Genomic DNA, 13,460 nt, shown 5'->3' with positions numbered 1-13,460 from the left:
GTAAATATCGCAGGGCAAAGCCTATCTCACATGCCATGCTCAACGATCGTTCCACGCCGCTGTCGCTGCTCGCCACCCGCCGCTCGGGCAAGCCGCGCGACCTGGTCGCGCCCGGCCCCGATTCCTACCAGCTGGCGACCATCCTCGAGATCGCGGCGCGGACGCCCGATCATGGCAAGCTGGCGCCGTGGCGGTTCGTCGTGGTCGGCGACGACCACCGCAAGGCGCTGTCGACACTGATCACCGACGCTTATCTCGCCGAGCGTCCCGACGCGTCGCGGCTCGAGCTGGAGTCGCTCGACCAGTTCGCGCACCAGGCGCCGACGCTGGTCGTCGTCCTGTCGTCGCCCAAGGAGAGCAAGATTCCGCTTTGGGAGCAGGAATTGTCCGCAGGCGCGGCGTGCATGAACCTGCTGCACGCGGTCCATGCCGAGGGCTTCGCGGGCGGCTGGCTGACCGGCTGGGCGGCGTTCTCGGACACGGTGCGCGATGCGTTCGGCTCGGCATCGGAAAAGATCGCCGGCTTCATGTTCATCGGCACGCCGTCGCGCGCGCTCGACGAACGGCCCCGCCCGGATATGGCACGGTTGGTAAGCCATTGGGGATCCTGAGGACTCGACTATTCGCCCGATTGCTGTATTAGAACAGCATGACAGCGCTCAGCAGCGACGACAGCCCCGTATATATCCGTCTCCGTAGCACGATTGCCGCCGGGATCCTCCGAGGCGACTATCGCGCGGGGGACCAGCTTCCCTCGGTTCGTGCGTTTGCCGCCGAGCAGGGCGCCAACCCGCTGACGGTCGCCAAGGCGTATCAGAGCTTTCAGGACGACGGCTATGTCGAGGTTCGCCGCGGCGTCGGCATGTTCGTGATGCCGGGCGCGGCGGAGGCGTTGCGGATCGCCGAGCGCGAGAATTTCGTGACGACGCAGTGGCCGCGGATATTGGGGCATATTGACCTGCTGGGGCTGAACGCGCGCGACCTGCTGGAGCGCGAGCGGGTTTAGGCGCTGGCACCACCCCGGCGAAGGCCGGGGCCCAGGTGGCAAGGCCGCAGTTGCAACGCGCTGCGTTTCGTTAGCGACGTTCCCCAACTGGACCCCGGCCTTCGTCGGGGTGGTAACGCTATGGAGGGTGACTCTACAGCGAGTCTTCAGAACAGCCCCAGCGACGCGACGTCCTCGACGCTGAGGTCGATCCCGAACAACAGGCTCATGCGGATCCGGTAGACGCGCGGATCGGTGATCTCGCCGGCGGTCGTGTCGGTTCCCGAACGGCGCCGATAGTTGCGGCCGACCAGCGACGCGAAGCCGTTGGGCAGGACGATGCTGGCGATCGCGGTCTGCGTGAACCGGCTGGCGGGCGCAGTCGACGTCCAGTGGTTCGACAGCGCGAGATCAGCGTCGAAGACCTCGGCGAGCGTGAAACTGTATTGCGGCTGGAACCCGCCGGGCTCGCCGCGGCCATCGGTGGTCATCGGATCGCCGTCGCGCAGCAGCAGCCAGCCCTGCTCGGTCGCATCGAGCCGGAAGCGCGCGCCGTCGGGCGCGGTCGCCTCGGCGCCGTCCGTCAGCGGGAGGACGGGCGTGTAGCTGCCGCCGAAACCGGTGTCGGCGATCCAGTCCTGCCCGTCGATCGTGACCAGCGCGAAGGTATGCGTGAGCGGCGGGACGCCGACCGCTGCGATCCAGACTCGCGCGAGCAGCGGGCGGGCGATGAAGCCGAGCTCGGCGAGCGCGTCGAGGAACAGGCGGTTATGCTCGAAGCAATAGCCGCCGCGGCGCGCGGTGACGAGCTTAGCGAAGACCGAGGCGCCGTCGATCGCGATGCCGCGGCCGAGCACGACGTCGAGATCCTCGAACGGAATCGCCAGCCGGTGCGCGTGCTGGAGGCGTGCCAGGCCGATCGAGTCGAGCGTCGGGCGGGCGGGCATGGCGACACGGGTGAGATAGGCTTCGAGATCGAACATCGGTCGGGCTTTCACAGATTTCTTCCCCCCTTACCGTTCGTGCTGGACGAAGTCGAAGCACCTGAGCGTGGGACCGGCCCTTCGCCTTCGCTCAGGGCGAACGGACGGTGGAGGATCGAACGGGGGGTAGAGGGCAATGTGCGAGGGCGGGCCCCTACCCCACCTCCGTCATCCTGGGCTCGACCCAGGATCCAGAGCCACGGACGCCGGTGCGCGTGGCTCTGGATCCTGACTTTCGTCAGGATGACGGGGGTTGATTATGGGCAGCTCAGGCCGCGAACAGGTCCGCTTCGATCGCGTACAGCACCGCCGCGCTCGCATTGGCGGCCGCGTTGAGCCCCATCGCCTCGGGGACGATCTGGTCGAGGTAGAAACGCACCGCCGCGGTCTTCATCCGGCCGAAGTCGTCGGTGCCGGCGACGCCGCCCTGCCGCTCCATCAGCCAGCCGCAGGTCGCGACCGACAGCATCGTCAGGAACGGATAGCTTGCCGCGAGCTTGTCGTCGGCGTCCGCGGTGGCCAGGCGACGCCCGATCGCCTCGCACGCGTCGACCAGCGCCAGCAGCCGCTCGTCCTTCGCTTCCGCGCGGATATCGGCGATCAGCGCGGCGAACGCGCCGCCATTGTCGAGGCCGAGCTTGCGGCCGACCAGATCGGCCGCCTGGATGCCGTTGGTGCCTTCATAGATCGGCGTGATGCGCGCATCGCGGAAATACTGCGCGGCGCCGGTTTCCTCGACATAGCCCATGCCGCCATGCACCTGGATGCCGAGCGAGGCGACTTCGTTGCCGAGATCGGTGCCGTGCGCCTTGGCGAGCGGGGTGACGAGTTCGAGGCGGTTGCGCGCGGCGTGATCGCCCATGTTGGCGCGATCGACCTGCCCGGCGGCGTAGTAGACGAGCGCACGCGCCGCCTGGGTCTGCGCCTTCATCCGCATCAGCATGCGGCGGACGTCGGGATGCTCGACGATCTTGACCGACTCCTTGTTCGGCGAGCCCGCGCGCGCCGACTGGACCCGGTCGAGCGCATAGGCGACCGCGCCCTGCGTCGCACCCTCGGCGACCTGGACGCCCTGGAGCCCGACGTTGAGGCGCGCATTGTTCATCATCGTGAACATCGCGCGGATACCGCCCAGCTCCGCGCCGATCAGCTCGCCGATGCAGTCATCGTTATCGCCGAAGCTCAGCACGCAGGTCGGCGAGGCGTGGAGCCCCATCTTGTGCTCGATCGAGACGACGCGGACGTCGTTGAAGTCGCCCGGCGTGCCGTCGTCCTGAAGCCGGTATTTGGGCACAAGGAACAGCGAGATGCCCTTCGTTCCGGCCGGGGCACCGGGGGTGCGGGCGAGGACGAGGTGGACGATGTTGGGCGCCATGTCGTGATCGCCGAACGAGATGTAGATCTTGGTGCCCTTGATGCTCCACTTGCCGTCGCCGAGTGGCGTCGCGGTCGCGCGAAGGGCGCCGACGTCGGAGCCTGCCTGCGGCTCGGTCAGGTTCATCGTACCGGTCCATTCGCCGGTTGCGAGATGCGGCAAATACAGTGCCTGCTGCTCGGGGCTACCGTGATGCTGGAGCGCCTCGATCGCGCCGACGGTCAGCGTCGGGCAGAGCGCGAAGCCCATGTTCGCCGAGCCCAATGTGTCGAGCACCGCGGTCTGGATCGCGAAGGGAAGCCCCTGCCCGCCCCATTCTTCCTCGACGCCGATCGTGCCCCAGCCGCCCTCGACATAATCCTTGTACGCCTGCGCGAAGCCGTCGGGCATGACGACGCCGTCAGGGGTCCATTTGGCGCCGACGGTGTCGCCGGTGCGGTTGAGCGGCGCCCATTCGCCGGCGGCGAGCTGCCCGACGCCCTCCAGGACCGCGTCGACGACGTCGTCGCTGGCGGCGGAATAGCGTTCGGTATTCGCGAGCTCGGCGATCCGCACGACATGGTCGAGCACGAAACGCTGTTCGGTGGTTGCTGGGGTGAAGGCCATCGCATCCTCTTATCGCTATGCTTTGCGCCCGCTATAGGCCTTCAGAATGACCCGTCCACACCCAGTGATTTTACCGTACGGCACGGCCGCGGTCGCCGAGGCCGCTGCGCTGATTCGCGCGGGCGGCATCGTCGCGGTGCCGACCGAGACGGTGTACGGGCTCGCGGCGGACGCCACCAATGCCGAGGCGGTGGCGCGGATCTATGCCGCCAAGGGGCGTCCGAGCTTCAATCCGTTGATCGTGCATGTCGCCGATCTGGCGGCGGCGGAGCGGATCGCGGTGTTCGATACGGACGCGAGGATATTGGCCGCGGCGTTCTGGCCGGGGCCGCTGACGCTGGTGCTGCCGGTGCGCAGCGGTTCGGGGATCGCGGCGCTGGTGACCGCGGGGTTGGAGACGATCGCGATCCGGGTGCCGCGGCACCGCGCGATGCAGGGGCTGCTCGCGGCGTCGGGGCGGCCGTTGGCGGCGCCGTCGGCCAATGCGAGCGGGGGGATTTCACCGACGACGGCGTCGCATGTTGCGGCGAGCCTGGGGGCGAACGTGCCGCTCATCCTCGACGATGGGGCGACCGAGGCGGGGTTGGAGTCGACGATCGTGGCGGGGCGGCGCGTGCTGCGGCCTGGGCCGGTGACGGCGGAGGCTCTCCACCAGCACCTCCCCGGCGAACGCCGGGGCCCAATTGGCACGTCTGGGGTAACGGAGCGCGACGCGGATCATCATCGCCCCCCAATTGGGCCCCGGCCTTCGCCGGGGGGGAGCGTAGTGACGGCGCCGGGGCAGCTTGAGAGCCACTATGCGCCGAGCAAGGCGCTTCGGTTGGGCGCGACTGTTGCAGAGCGCGACGAGTGGCTGATCGGGTTTGGGGAGGTTGCGGGCGACGTGTCGCTCTCTGCGTCGGGGGATCTGGTCGAAGCCGCGGCGCGGCTGTTCGACTTGCTCCACGCGGCTGATGCGAACGGCGCCGCTCGCATCGCCATTGCGCCGATCCCTGCGCACGGCATCGGCGAAGCGATCAACGATCGCTTGCGCCGCGCCGCGCATCGCTGACGCCTCGTCATCCTGACGACCGTCAGGACCCAGAGTCCCGAGCGACACCCCCTGTAACCCTGGGTCCTGACTTTCGTCAGGATGACGGGGGGGTGTGGCTCGGCCGGCTGGTTTAAAGATTACGCGTTCACAGCCGCCTTCGACCGTGCCGCAAAGCTCTTGCGCAGCTTCTGCAGCTTGGGGGGGATCACCGCCATGCAGTAAGGGTTCGAGCGGCCCGACGTTTCCCAATAATCCTGGTGATAGCCCTCGGCCTCGTACCAGGTCGATGCCACCGCATTCTGCGGCGCCTCGATCGTCGTGACGATCGGCTTGGGGCTGTCGGCCTGTGCGCGCTCGAGCGCCGCCTGCATCTCCGATCGCTGCGAATCATCCATCGGGAACATCGCCGAGCGATATTGCGTGCCGACGTCGTTGCCCTGCCGGTTGAGCGTCGTCGCGTCATGCGTCGCAAAAAAGATGTCGAGCAGATCGCCGAGTTTCAGCTGCTCGGGATCGAACCCGATGCGGATCGCCTCGGCATGGCCGGTGTCGCCGCCGCAGACCTGTTTGTACGTCGGATCAGGCACATGCCCGCCGATATAGCCGCTCTCGACGCTTTCGACGCCGATCACGTCCTTGAACACAGCCTCGGTGCACCAGAAGCAGCCGCCGGCCAGCGTTACATAATCCGTCATTATGATCTCCTTTCTCCCAAGATAGGAAGCCGCTACCGCGCAACAAAGAGGAGACGTACATGATCGACGGCCCAAAGCTCGATGGTAAGGTAATGGTCACCGGCGGCGCCGGTTACATCGGCAGCCATGCGGTATTGGCACTTCTCGACGCGGGATACGACGTCGTCGTGCTCGACAATCTGGTCACCGGGTTCGACTGGGCGGTCGATCCGCGTGCTACGCTGGTCGAGGCGAACGTTGCCGACGATGCCAAGGTCCGCGCGGCGATCCGCGACCACGGCGTCCGCGCGATCATGCACTTCGCCGGGTCGGTGGTGGTCCCCGAATCGGTCAGCGACCCGCTCAAATATTACCGCAACAACACCGCCGCCAGCCGCGCGCTGATCGAGAGCGCGGTCGTCGAGGGCGTGCCCCACTTCATCTTCTCGTCGACCGCCGCGACCTATGGCACGCCCGAAAAGGTGCCGGTGGCGGAGGGCGATCCGACCGTGCCGATCAACCCGTATGGCATGTCGAAGCTGATGACCGAGGCGATGCTGCGCGACGTCGCGGCGGCGCACCCGATGAACTATGCCGCGCTGCGCTATTTCAACGTCGCGGGCGCGGATCCGCAGGGGCGCAGCGGCCAGTCGACGGTCGGCGCGACTCACCTGATCAAGATCGCGGTAGAGGCGGCGACCGGCAAGCGGAGCCATGTTGGCGTCTACGGCACCGATTTCGCCACGCCCGACGGCACCGGCGTGCGCGACTATATCCATGTCAGCGACCTTGCCGCAGCGCATGTCGCAGCGCTCGAACTACTGGTCGCCGCGCCTGCCGAGAGCCACACGCTCAACGCGGGCTATGGCAAGGGCTTCTCGGTGCTCGAAGTGCTCGATGCGGTCGACAAGGTCACCAACCGGACGATCGAGCGTCGGCTGGAAGGGCGTCGTGCGGGCGATCCCGCGATGCTGATCTCGGACAATCGCGCGATCCTCGAGACGCTCGACTGGACGCCGCGCCACGCCGATCTCGACGGCATCGTCCGAGACGCGCTGGCGTGGGAGCGCGCGCTCGCCGAGAAGGGCCGCTAGGACTGGCTGCGACCCGAATCCTCCCCCGCCAGGGGGGGGTGGCAGGCAGTAGCCTGACGGAGGGGGAGGAAAGGGAAGCCGCTGTTGCGTGTCCTCCCCCTCCGTCGCCTATGGCGCCACAGTGCGAGGTCGATCATCCTCCCAGCATGATCTTGGATTGCCGGGGGCAATCCAACCTCGCACTCCCTGGCGGGGGAGGATTTGAGGGTGGGGTCCGGGCCTTGGGATCAGGTGTCGGCGGGCGGGGTGCCGAAGGCGTGGCGCTCGCCGCCGATCGCGCGGCGCGCGCGGGCGGTCGCCAGCCACCAGGCGAGCGCCCAGAGCGTGCCGAAGCTCCACCCGGCGAGCACGTCGCTTGGCCAGTGGACGCCGAGATACACCCGGCTGCAGCCGATCGCGCCGACCAGCAGGATCGCGATAACGAGCAGATAGCGCCGAGTCGCGCGATGCTCGGTGACCTGCGACGCTAGCCCTGCGAGCGTGAGATAGACGATCGCGCTGTTGGCCGAATGCCCGCTGGGGAAGCTCATATGCGTGACGGCGACGAGATGCTCGACGATGTCGGGCCGCGGGCGCGCGACGTGCAGCTTGACCAGCTCGACGACGATATTGCCGCTGATGCTCGACGCGACGATCGCGAACGCGGTCAGCCAGAGCCGCTGGACGATCAACAGGCCGGCGACGAGCACGACGACGATCGTCAGCACGATTCCGCCGCCGAGCGCGGTGACGTCGGCAGCGACCTTGGGCAGCCATGACGGGCCACCCCAGGCGCGCAGGCCCAGGATGATCGAGCGATCGAACGCGAACGGCCAATTATCGACCGCGAGACCGACGATGAGGATCAGGACGATGCCGACCGCGGCGACCGATGCGCCCGCGAGAATCGCCGGGACATGCCGCCGCTTGCTCGGCGCGTCGGCCGAGCTAGGGCCTAGAGCATCGATGGTGGGTCCGCCGGGGCTCGAACCCGGGACCTCTCGATTAAAAGTCGCTTGCTCTACCAACTGAGCTACGGACCCCCGCCATCGTGGACCGCGCACCTAATCGCGTGGCCGCCGTCGGTCAACCAGTTGCGCCAATTGCCGTATCGTTCTGCCCGTCCGCGGATCGCGCCAGGCGGGCACGAGGCCGGCGAGCGGGGCAAGGACGAAGCCGCGCGTGCGGAATGCGGCGTGCGGCACGACGAGGCCGGACGACGTCCATGCGCCCCCCGACCAGAGGATGATGTCGAGATCGATCACGCGACTCCCCCAGCGACGCCCCGCGCGCCGGCCGAAGCGCCGTTCGATTTGTTTCAGCCGGACGAGCAGCGTGGCGGGATCCTCGGGCGTCTCGATCAGCGCGACGGCATTCGCGTAGCGGCGATTCGACGGGCCGAGCGGCGCGCTGGCGACGGTCGGCGACCGCGCCACGACGTCGCCCAGCGTGGCCAGCGTGGCCAGCGCGGCCGCGATCTCGCGCTCGGGCGCCCCGTGCCGGCCGCGGCGGTTGGAGCCGAGCGCGATCACGTACGCCGTTGCCGGACGCGCGATCGGCGGGAGCGGGGTTGCAGGCGACATTTCGTCCGCCTAGCGCAATCGCATGGACTCCACACCTTACACCGCCGATCTTTCCGACTCCGCTGACGACGGCGTTATCGACGTCACCACCGTCTTCGCGCCCGTCGCCGCGCTGCCCGAGACCGAGCCGCCGCGCGACTGTCCGCTCTGCCCCCGCCTCGTCGCGGTGCGCGAGCAGTTGCGCACCGAGTTCCCGACCTGGTGGAACGCCCCCGTGCCCGCGTTCGGCGATCCGGCGGCGTGGCTCGGCATCATCGGCCTCGCGCCCGGCAAGCACGGCGCGAACCGCACCGGCCGCGCGTTCACCGGCGATTATTCGGGGCAGTTCCTGTACGAGACGCTCGGGCGGTTCGGGCTCGCCACCGGTACCTATGGCGCCAAGGCCGAGGACGGGCTGGCGCTCGACGGTGCGATCATCCTCAACGCAGTGAAGTGCCTGCCGCCCGAGAACAAGCCGACCCCCGAAGAGATCCGGACCTGCCGGCCGTTTCTCGAGACGCAGGCAGATGCGGTGCCTACCGCGCGCGTGTTCGTGGCGCTGGGGCATATCGCGCACCAGTCTGCGGTGAAGATGCTGGGTGGACGGCTGCCCAAGGCTCGGTTCGCGCACGGGGCGGAGCATGTGATGCCCGATGGCCGCATCCTGATCGATAGCTATCACTGCTCCCGCTACAACGTGAATACGGGCGTGCTGACCGCGGAAATGTTCGACGCGGTGTTCGCGCGGGCGCTGGCGTTGCGCGAGACGGTTTGAGACGCGTCGCAAGCTGAGCGGCTACTGGACCGCGATCGGACGCTAGGCACTTCTACACCGCCCCGGCGAAGGCCGGGGTCCAGTTGGAAAGGTCGCGGTAACGGAGCGTACCGTTCAGTTAGCGGCGTTCCCCAACTGGACCCCGGCCTTCGCCGGGGCGGTGGGAAACAATGGGGTCAGGCGTGATGGTTGCGGTAGACTCTACTCGATCACCCAGGCCTCGCCGGCTTCGGGCGTCCGAAAGCGGTCCGCGGCGATGTGCTCGCGGGCCAGCGCCGCGCGGAGGTGTTCGGGCGGCTCGTTAATGCCTTCCGAGGTCAGCTCGAACGTGCCCCAGTGGACGCCGATCGCATAGGCCGCGCCGAGCTGGTCGAACGCGGTCACCGCCTGGTCCGGACCGATGTGATTGTCGGTCTCGTGGCCGGCAAAATGATACGCGCCGATCGGCAGGATCGCGAGGCGGACGGGGCCTGCGCGGCGCGCCTCGGTGGCCCAGCGCATGTCGCCCGGCCCTGTGTCGCCCGCGAAATACAGGTTGCCGCCGGGCAGCGTCACGGTGAAGCCCGCCCATAAGGTCGTGTCGCGGTCGCCGGGGTCGTATTGGCTCCAGTGATGCGCGCGCTCGACGATCACGTCGACGCCCGGGCGCAGCGTGACGCGCCCGCCCCAGTCGCGCGCTTCCGCATGGACGCCGTTGCGCTTGAGGATCTGGTCGTTGCCCAGGCCCGTCACGATCAGCGGTTTGTCGCGGTGCCAGAGGCGGCGCATCGCGTGCATGTCGAGATGGTCGCGGTGATCGTGACTGAGCAGGATCAGGTCGATCCTGGGCAGGTCCTCCAGCCGCACGCCGGGCGCGCGGACTCGCTTCACGCCGAGGAACTGCACCGGCGACGAGCGTGCGAGCCACATCGGATCGGTGAGGATGTTGAGCCCCTGCGTCTGCACCAGCACGGTCGAATGGCCGATCCAGGTAACTCGCATCGTCCGGCCGTCGACCTGCGCCGGCGGTCGCGATGGCGTCACGGGGATTTCGGGCCAGGTGCGATAGGGCGGCTTCACCAGATTGCGCAGCAGCGCGACCGGGCCCTGTTTCTGCTCGCCGCTGCTCCCCTGCACGCCGTCCGGGTTGAAGAAGCGGCGGCCGTCGAAATGATCGCTGGGGGGAACGCTCTTCACCGACGGTGTTGCACAGCCGACGAGCAGCGCAACCAGCGGCGGCACAAGGTATCGAATGTGGCGTAACGTCATGGCGTACTTACAAATATGTCACCCGACCATCAGCGTCCAGTCACGCGCGGGAGCGTAAGCCGACCGCCATGGACGACGATTTCGACGTGCGCGGAATGCATGAGCAACTCTCGGAGGAACGCGCCGCCAAGGGGGAGGCATTCGACCAGCGGATCGCCTTGTTCACCGCGGTGCTGGCGACGCTGGCGGCGGTCACCAGCTTTCTCGGCGGGCATACGCAGAACGAGGCGCTGCTTCACAAGAACGAGGCGGTGCTGATCAAGGCGCAGGCGTCGGACGCATGGGGCTATTACCAGGCGGAGGACCTCAAGCGGCATATCGCACAGATGGAGGTCGATCTCGCCCCGCCCGGGGTCGATGTGGCGCGGATGGCGACGCAGCGGGCCGATATCGCACGCTACAAGGCGCGCGGGGCCGCGTTGAAGCGGGAGGCGACCGCGCTCGACGCGCGATCGGCTGCGGCGGATTTGGACTCGGACGAGGCGTTGCGCCCGCACACGAAGCTGGCGCTGGCGGTCACCGCGATCCAGGTTGCGATCGCGCTGGCCTCGATCACCGCGCTGACCGGGCGGCGGTGGTTGCTGTGGGTCGCGGGCACGGCCGCGCTGGTCGGCGCGCTGCTCGCAGGGATGGCGTGGTTCTAAGTTCTCGATCCTCCCCCGCAAGGGGGAGGTGGCACCGAAGGTGACGGAGGGGGAGGATATGGAACGGCAGTTCTCCTATCCTCCCCCTCCGTCTGGCAAGCCAGCCACCTCCCCCTGGCGGAGGAGGATTGGGATTCAAATGTCCTGGACCAGCCGGCCGTACAGGTCGGGCCGGCGATCGCGGAAGAAGCCGAATGCGGCGCGGTGGCGCTTGACGATGTCGAGGTCGATCGTCGCGGTAATCACGCCTTCGTCCTCGCGGCCGAGTTCGGCAAGGATGTCGCCGCGCTCGTCGGCGATGAAGCTGGTGCCGTAGAAGGTCTGGCCATGCTCGACGCCGACGCGGTTGGCGGCGACGATCGGCACGACGTTGCTGACCGCATGACCGACCATCGCCCGGCGCCACAGTCGCGCGGTATCGAGCGAGGTGTCGTGCGGCTCGCTGCCGATCGCGGTCGGGTAGAACAGCACTTCCGCGCCCATCAGCATCATCGCGCGCGCGGTCTCGGGATACCATTGGTCCCAGCAGACGCCGACGCCGAGCGTCGTCCGCCCCGCCTCCGACGCGTGCGGCCAGACCTTGAAACCGGTGTTGCCGGGGCGGAAATAGAACTTCTCCTCATAGCCCGGGCCGTCGGGGATGTGGCTCTTGCGATAGACGCCCTGGATGTTGCCATCCGGGCCGATCATCGCGAGGCTGTTGTAATGATGCGGGCCGTCGGCCTCGAAGAAGCTGGTCGGGATCGTGACCTTCAGCGCCTCGGCGAGTGCCTGCATCGCGAGCACCGCCTTGTGCTCGCCGACCGGGGCGGCATTGGCGAACAGGCCCTCGTCCTCGACCCGGCAGAAATACTCGCCCTCGAACAGCTCGGGGGGCAGGATCACCTGCGCGCCCTTAGCCGCGGCCTCGTGGACGAGCCGCGAGACGTTGGCGATGTTGCGGTCGATGTTGGGCGTGAAGCCCAGCTGCAGCGCGGCGACGGTGATCTCTGTCATGGCGGCGCATATAATGAGCCCGCATGCGTTGTGCGAGCCTTTCGCCTCGTATCTCGCAGGGCAACGCACGGTCGCGGTTCCCCCGCGCAGGCGGGGGTCCAGGGTTACGGGCGTTGCGCTGCGAGATGCTGGGCCCCCGCCTCCGCGGGGGAACGAGACGTAGCGCAGATTGACACGCCCCTGCCCTGTCCGACATGCGGCCGGGGATGACGACACCCCCTCTTCCACCGAGCTGGCAGGCGCTCCGCCCCGAGTTCGATGCGCCGTACATGCGAGACCTCGACGCGTTTCTGGAGGCCGAGCGCGCTGCGGGCGCGCGCATCTTCCCCGACGATGCGGATCGGTTTCGCGCGCTGGAACTCACCCCGCTCGATCGGGTCCGGTGCGTCATCCTCGGCCAGGACCCGTATCACGGCGAGGGCCAGGCGCACGGGCTGAGTTTCTCGGTGCGCAAGGGGGTGCGGACACCGCCGAGCCTCGTGAACATCTACAAGGAGCTCGAGGCCGATCTCGGCATCCCGCGCGCGCGCCACGGCATGCTCGATCACTGGGCGGAGCAGGGCGTGCTGCTGCTCAACGCGGTGCTGAGCGTGCGGATGGGGGCGGCCGCATCGCATCAGAAGCGCGGCTGGGAGCGATTTACCGACGCCGTGATCGCCACAGTGAACGCGCAACCGAAACCTGTCGTGTTCCTCCTTTGGGGGGCGTATGCGCAGAAGAAGGCGGCGTTCGTCGACGATATCGCGACGGGCGGGCGGCACCTGGTGATCCAGTCCGCGCATCCGTCGCCGCTGGCGGCGCGGACCGGGTTCTTCGGATCGCGGCCGTTCAGCAAGGCCAACGCCTTTCTCGAAACCCATGGGCGCCAGCCGATCGACTGGGCGCTGCCGGAGACATCTGATGACTGAGACCGCCAACGACGAATATGTGTACGACGAAGCGACCGGCGAGTGGGTCGCGGGTGGGGGCGCGGCGCCTGTCGCGTCGGACGACGGTGCGATTGTGGTGCGCGATTCGGTCGGCAACGTGCTCACGGACGGCGATCAGGTGACGCTGATCAAGGACCTGACCGTAAAGGGCGCAGGCCAGACGCTAAAGCGCGGGACGCTGATCAAGTCGATCCGCCTGACCGGCGACGCGCAGGAGATCGATTGCCGGTATGAGGGCATCAAGGGCCTGGTGCTGCGCGCGGAGTTCGTCAGGAAGCGGTGAGGCTGTCCTACTGTCTGGGGCGCGCGGTCTTGTCCCGCGTCCCCTAGGCTGCGTCGTACGATGCTTACAGTGCCCGACGTGACGACGGTCGTTCAGAAGCACGGCCCGTTGGGTTCAAAGCGAATGGGCACAGTGCTGTAGAGAGGCAATGTCTATAGACGCAACAAAGCCCGCATAGTCTTGTGGACTTTGCGGGCTTGGTTGGTTGCGGGGACAGGATTTGAACCTGTGACCTTCAGGTTATGAGCCTGACGAGCTACCGGGCTGCTCCACCCCGCGACATTCGCGTTAGCG

15 protein-coding genes and 2 tRNA genes are annotated in these 13,460 nt (G+C 67.8%); 8 read left to right on the top strand and 9 right to left on the bottom strand.

Going from position 1 to position 13,460, the window contains the following annotated elements; translation table 11 throughout:
* The first annotated feature begins 35 nt into the window (after positions 1–35).
* Positions 36–611 carry a nitroreductase gene (locus EV283_RS13340; protein ID WP_130326206.1) on the top strand — a complete coding sequence of 192 codons (576 nt, stop codon included), beginning with the start codon at positions 36–38 and terminating at the stop codon, positions 609–611.
* Between the two features lie 38 nt (positions 612–649).
* Positions 650–1,006 (top strand): GntR family transcriptional regulator, encoded by a 357-nt coding sequence (locus tag EV283_RS13335; RefSeq protein ID WP_107957659.1) that lies wholly within the window; start codon positions 650–652, stop codon positions 1,004–1,006.
* 146 nt (positions 1,007–1,152) lie between these two features.
* On the opposite strand, the gene EV283_RS13330 is transcribed toward EV283_RS13335, so the two are convergent.
* Together EV283_RS13330 and EV283_RS13325 are read right to left on the bottom strand one after the other, a co-directional pair.
* Entirely contained in the window at positions 1,153–1,968 is an 816-nt protein-coding gene (locus tag EV283_RS13330) for an arylamine N-acetyltransferase (RefSeq protein ID WP_130326204.1), read from the bottom strand.
* Between the two features lie 268 nt (positions 1,969–2,236).
* Positions 2,237–3,949 carry an acyl-CoA dehydrogenase gene (locus EV283_RS13325; protein ID WP_130326202.1) on the bottom strand — a complete coding sequence of 571 codons (1,713 nt, stop codon included), beginning with the start codon at positions 3,947–3,949 and terminating at the stop codon, positions 2,237–2,239.
* Positions 3,950–3,995: 46 nt separating this feature from the next.
* Here EV283_RS13325 and EV283_RS13320 point away from each other — a divergent pair, with 46 nt between their 5' ends.
* Positions 3,996–5,000 (top strand): L-threonylcarbamoyladenylate synthase, encoded by a 1,005-nt coding sequence (locus tag EV283_RS13320; RefSeq protein WP_130326200.1) that lies wholly within the window; start codon positions 3,996–3,998, stop codon positions 4,998–5,000.
* A 119-nt stretch (positions 5,001–5,119) separates the two neighbouring features.
* Here the strand turns inward: EV283_RS13320 and msrA are convergent, their stop codons facing one another.
* A complete protein-coding gene (gene msrA, locus EV283_RS13315) occupies positions 5,120–5,677 on the bottom strand; it encodes a peptide-methionine (S)-S-oxide reductase MsrA (RefSeq protein ID WP_130326198.1) in 558 nt (185 codons plus the stop codon).
* Between the two features lie 59 nt (positions 5,678–5,736).
* Here msrA and galE point away from each other — a divergent pair, with 59 nt between their 5' ends.
* Positions 5,737–6,750 carry a UDP-glucose 4-epimerase GalE gene (gene galE / locus EV283_RS13310; protein ID WP_130326196.1) on the top strand — a complete coding sequence of 338 codons (1,014 nt, stop codon included), beginning with the start codon at positions 5,737–5,739 and terminating at the stop codon, positions 6,748–6,750.
* 227 nt (positions 6,751–6,977) lie between these two features.
* On the opposite strand, the gene EV283_RS13305 is transcribed toward galE, so the two are convergent.
* The 3 genes from EV283_RS13305 to folK all read right to left on the bottom strand — a co-directional run bounded on the left by EV283_RS13305 (position 6,978) and on the right by folK (position 8,312).
* A complete protein-coding gene (locus EV283_RS13305) occupies positions 6,978–7,457 on the bottom strand; it encodes a phosphatase PAP2 family protein (protein ID WP_165391787.1) in 480 nt (159 codons plus the stop codon).
* A gap of 239 nt (positions 7,458–7,696) precedes the next feature.
* A tRNA-Lys gene (locus tag EV283_RS13300) sits at positions 7,697–7,772 on the bottom strand.
* 21 nt (positions 7,773–7,793) lie between these two features.
* Positions 7,794–8,312, bottom strand: a complete 519-nt coding sequence (gene folK / locus EV283_RS13295) for a 2-amino-4-hydroxy-6-hydroxymethyldihydropteridine diphosphokinase (RefSeq protein WP_130326192.1) — start codon at positions 8,310–8,312, stop codon at positions 7,794–7,796.
* A 22-nt stretch (positions 8,313–8,334) separates the two neighbouring features.
* Here folK and EV283_RS13290 point away from each other — a divergent pair, with 22 nt between their 5' ends.
* The gene (locus EV283_RS13290) at positions 8,335–9,066 is read left to right on the top strand and encodes a uracil-DNA glycosylase (RefSeq protein ID WP_130326190.1); all 732 of its coding nucleotides are present in this window, start codon (positions 8,335–8,337) and stop codon (positions 9,064–9,066) included.
* Between the two features lie 201 nt (positions 9,067–9,267).
* Here the strand turns inward: EV283_RS13290 and EV283_RS13285 are convergent, their stop codons facing one another.
* Positions 9,268–10,287, bottom strand: coding sequence for an MBL fold metallo-hydrolase (locus EV283_RS13285; protein ID WP_242615972.1), 1,020 nt, complete (start codon positions 10,285–10,287; stop codon positions 9,268–9,270).
* Between the two features lie 95 nt (positions 10,288–10,382).
* On the opposite strand from EV283_RS13285, the gene EV283_RS13280 reads away from it, so the two are divergent.
* Entirely contained in the window at positions 10,383–10,958 is a 576-nt protein-coding gene (locus EV283_RS13280; RefSeq protein WP_130326186.1) for a DUF4337 domain-containing protein, read from the top strand.
* 135 nt (positions 10,959–11,093) lie between these two features.
* Here EV283_RS13280 and aguB read toward each other — a convergent pair whose 3' ends face one another.
* Positions 11,094–11,954: an N-carbamoylputrescine amidase gene (gene aguB, locus EV283_RS13275; protein ID WP_055874312.1), complete on the bottom strand. Its 861-nt coding sequence runs from the start codon at positions 11,952–11,954 to the stop codon at positions 11,094–11,096.
* A gap of 206 nt (positions 11,955–12,160) precedes the next feature.
* Here aguB and ung point away from each other — a divergent pair, with 206 nt between their 5' ends.
* Both ung and EV283_RS13265 read left to right on the top strand, forming a co-directional pair.
* Positions 12,161–12,862, top strand: a complete 702-nt coding sequence (ung, locus tag EV283_RS13270) for a uracil-DNA glycosylase (protein WP_130326184.1) — start codon at positions 12,161–12,163, stop codon at positions 12,860–12,862.
* On the top strand, positions 12,855–13,166 hold the full coding sequence (locus EV283_RS13265) for an alkylphosphonate utilization protein (RefSeq protein ID WP_130326182.1): 312 nt from the start codon (positions 12,855–12,857) through the stop codon (positions 13,164–13,166). The genes ung and EV283_RS13265 overlap by 8 nt, the downstream gene beginning before the upstream one ends.
* A 202-nt stretch (positions 13,167–13,368) precedes the next feature.
* Here EV283_RS13265 and EV283_RS13260 read toward each other — a convergent pair.
* Positions 13,369–13,445 (bottom strand) — tRNA-Met (locus EV283_RS13260).
* Between the last annotated feature and the right edge of the window lie 15 nt (positions 13,446–13,460).

Origin of the sequence: Sphingomonas sp. BK036 (genome assembly GCF_004216825.1) — a bacterium.
Classification (GTDB): domain Bacteria; phylum Pseudomonadota; class Alphaproteobacteria; order Sphingomonadales; family Sphingomonadaceae; genus Sphingomonas.
The sequence above is the reverse complement of the archived record's forward strand: the minus strand, read 5'-3'. Positions and strand labels throughout refer to the sequence as shown.

Coding starts and splice junctions, on each gene's coding strand:
- EV283_RS13340 (WP_130326206.1), top strand. CDS start 36: ATGCTCAACGATCGTTCCACGCCGCTGTCGCTGCTCGCCACCCGCCGC.
- msrA (WP_130326198.1), bottom strand. CDS start 5,677: ATGACGGATTATGTAACGCTGGCCGGCGGCTGCTTCTGGTGCACCGAG.
- EV283_RS13335 (WP_107957659.1), top strand. CDS start 650: ATGACAGCGCTCAGCAGCGACGACAGCCCCGTATATATCCGTCTCCGT.
- folK (WP_130326192.1), bottom strand. CDS start 8,312: ATGTCGCCTGCAACCCCGCTCCCGCCGATCGCGCGTCCGGCAACGGCG.
- EV283_RS13330 (WP_130326204.1), bottom strand. CDS start 1,968: ATGTTCGATCTCGAAGCCTATCTCACCCGTGTCGCCATGCCCGCCCGC.
- galE (WP_130326196.1), top strand. CDS start 5,737: ATGATCGACGGCCCAAAGCTCGATGGTAAGGTAATGGTCACCGGCGGC.
- EV283_RS13265 (WP_130326182.1), top strand. CDS start 12,855: ATGACTGAGACCGCCAACGACGAATATGTGTACGACGAAGCGACCGGC.
- EV283_RS13280 (WP_130326186.1), top strand. CDS start 10,383: ATGGACGACGATTTCGACGTGCGCGGAATGCATGAGCAACTCTCGGAG.
- EV283_RS13325 (WP_130326202.1), bottom strand. CDS start 3,949: ATGGCCTTCACCCCAGCAACCACCGAACAGCGTTTCGTGCTCGACCAT.
- EV283_RS13290 (WP_130326190.1), top strand. CDS start 8,335: ATGGACTCCACACCTTACACCGCCGATCTTTCCGACTCCGCTGACGAC.
- EV283_RS13320 (WP_130326200.1), top strand. CDS start 3,996: ATGACCCGTCCACACCCAGTGATTTTACCGTACGGCACGGCCGCGGTC.
- aguB (WP_055874312.1), bottom strand. CDS start 11,954: ATGACAGAGATCACCGTCGCCGCGCTGCAGCTGGGCTTCACGCCCAAC.
- ung (WP_130326184.1), top strand. CDS start 12,161: ATGACGACACCCCCTCTTCCACCGAGCTGGCAGGCGCTCCGCCCCGAG.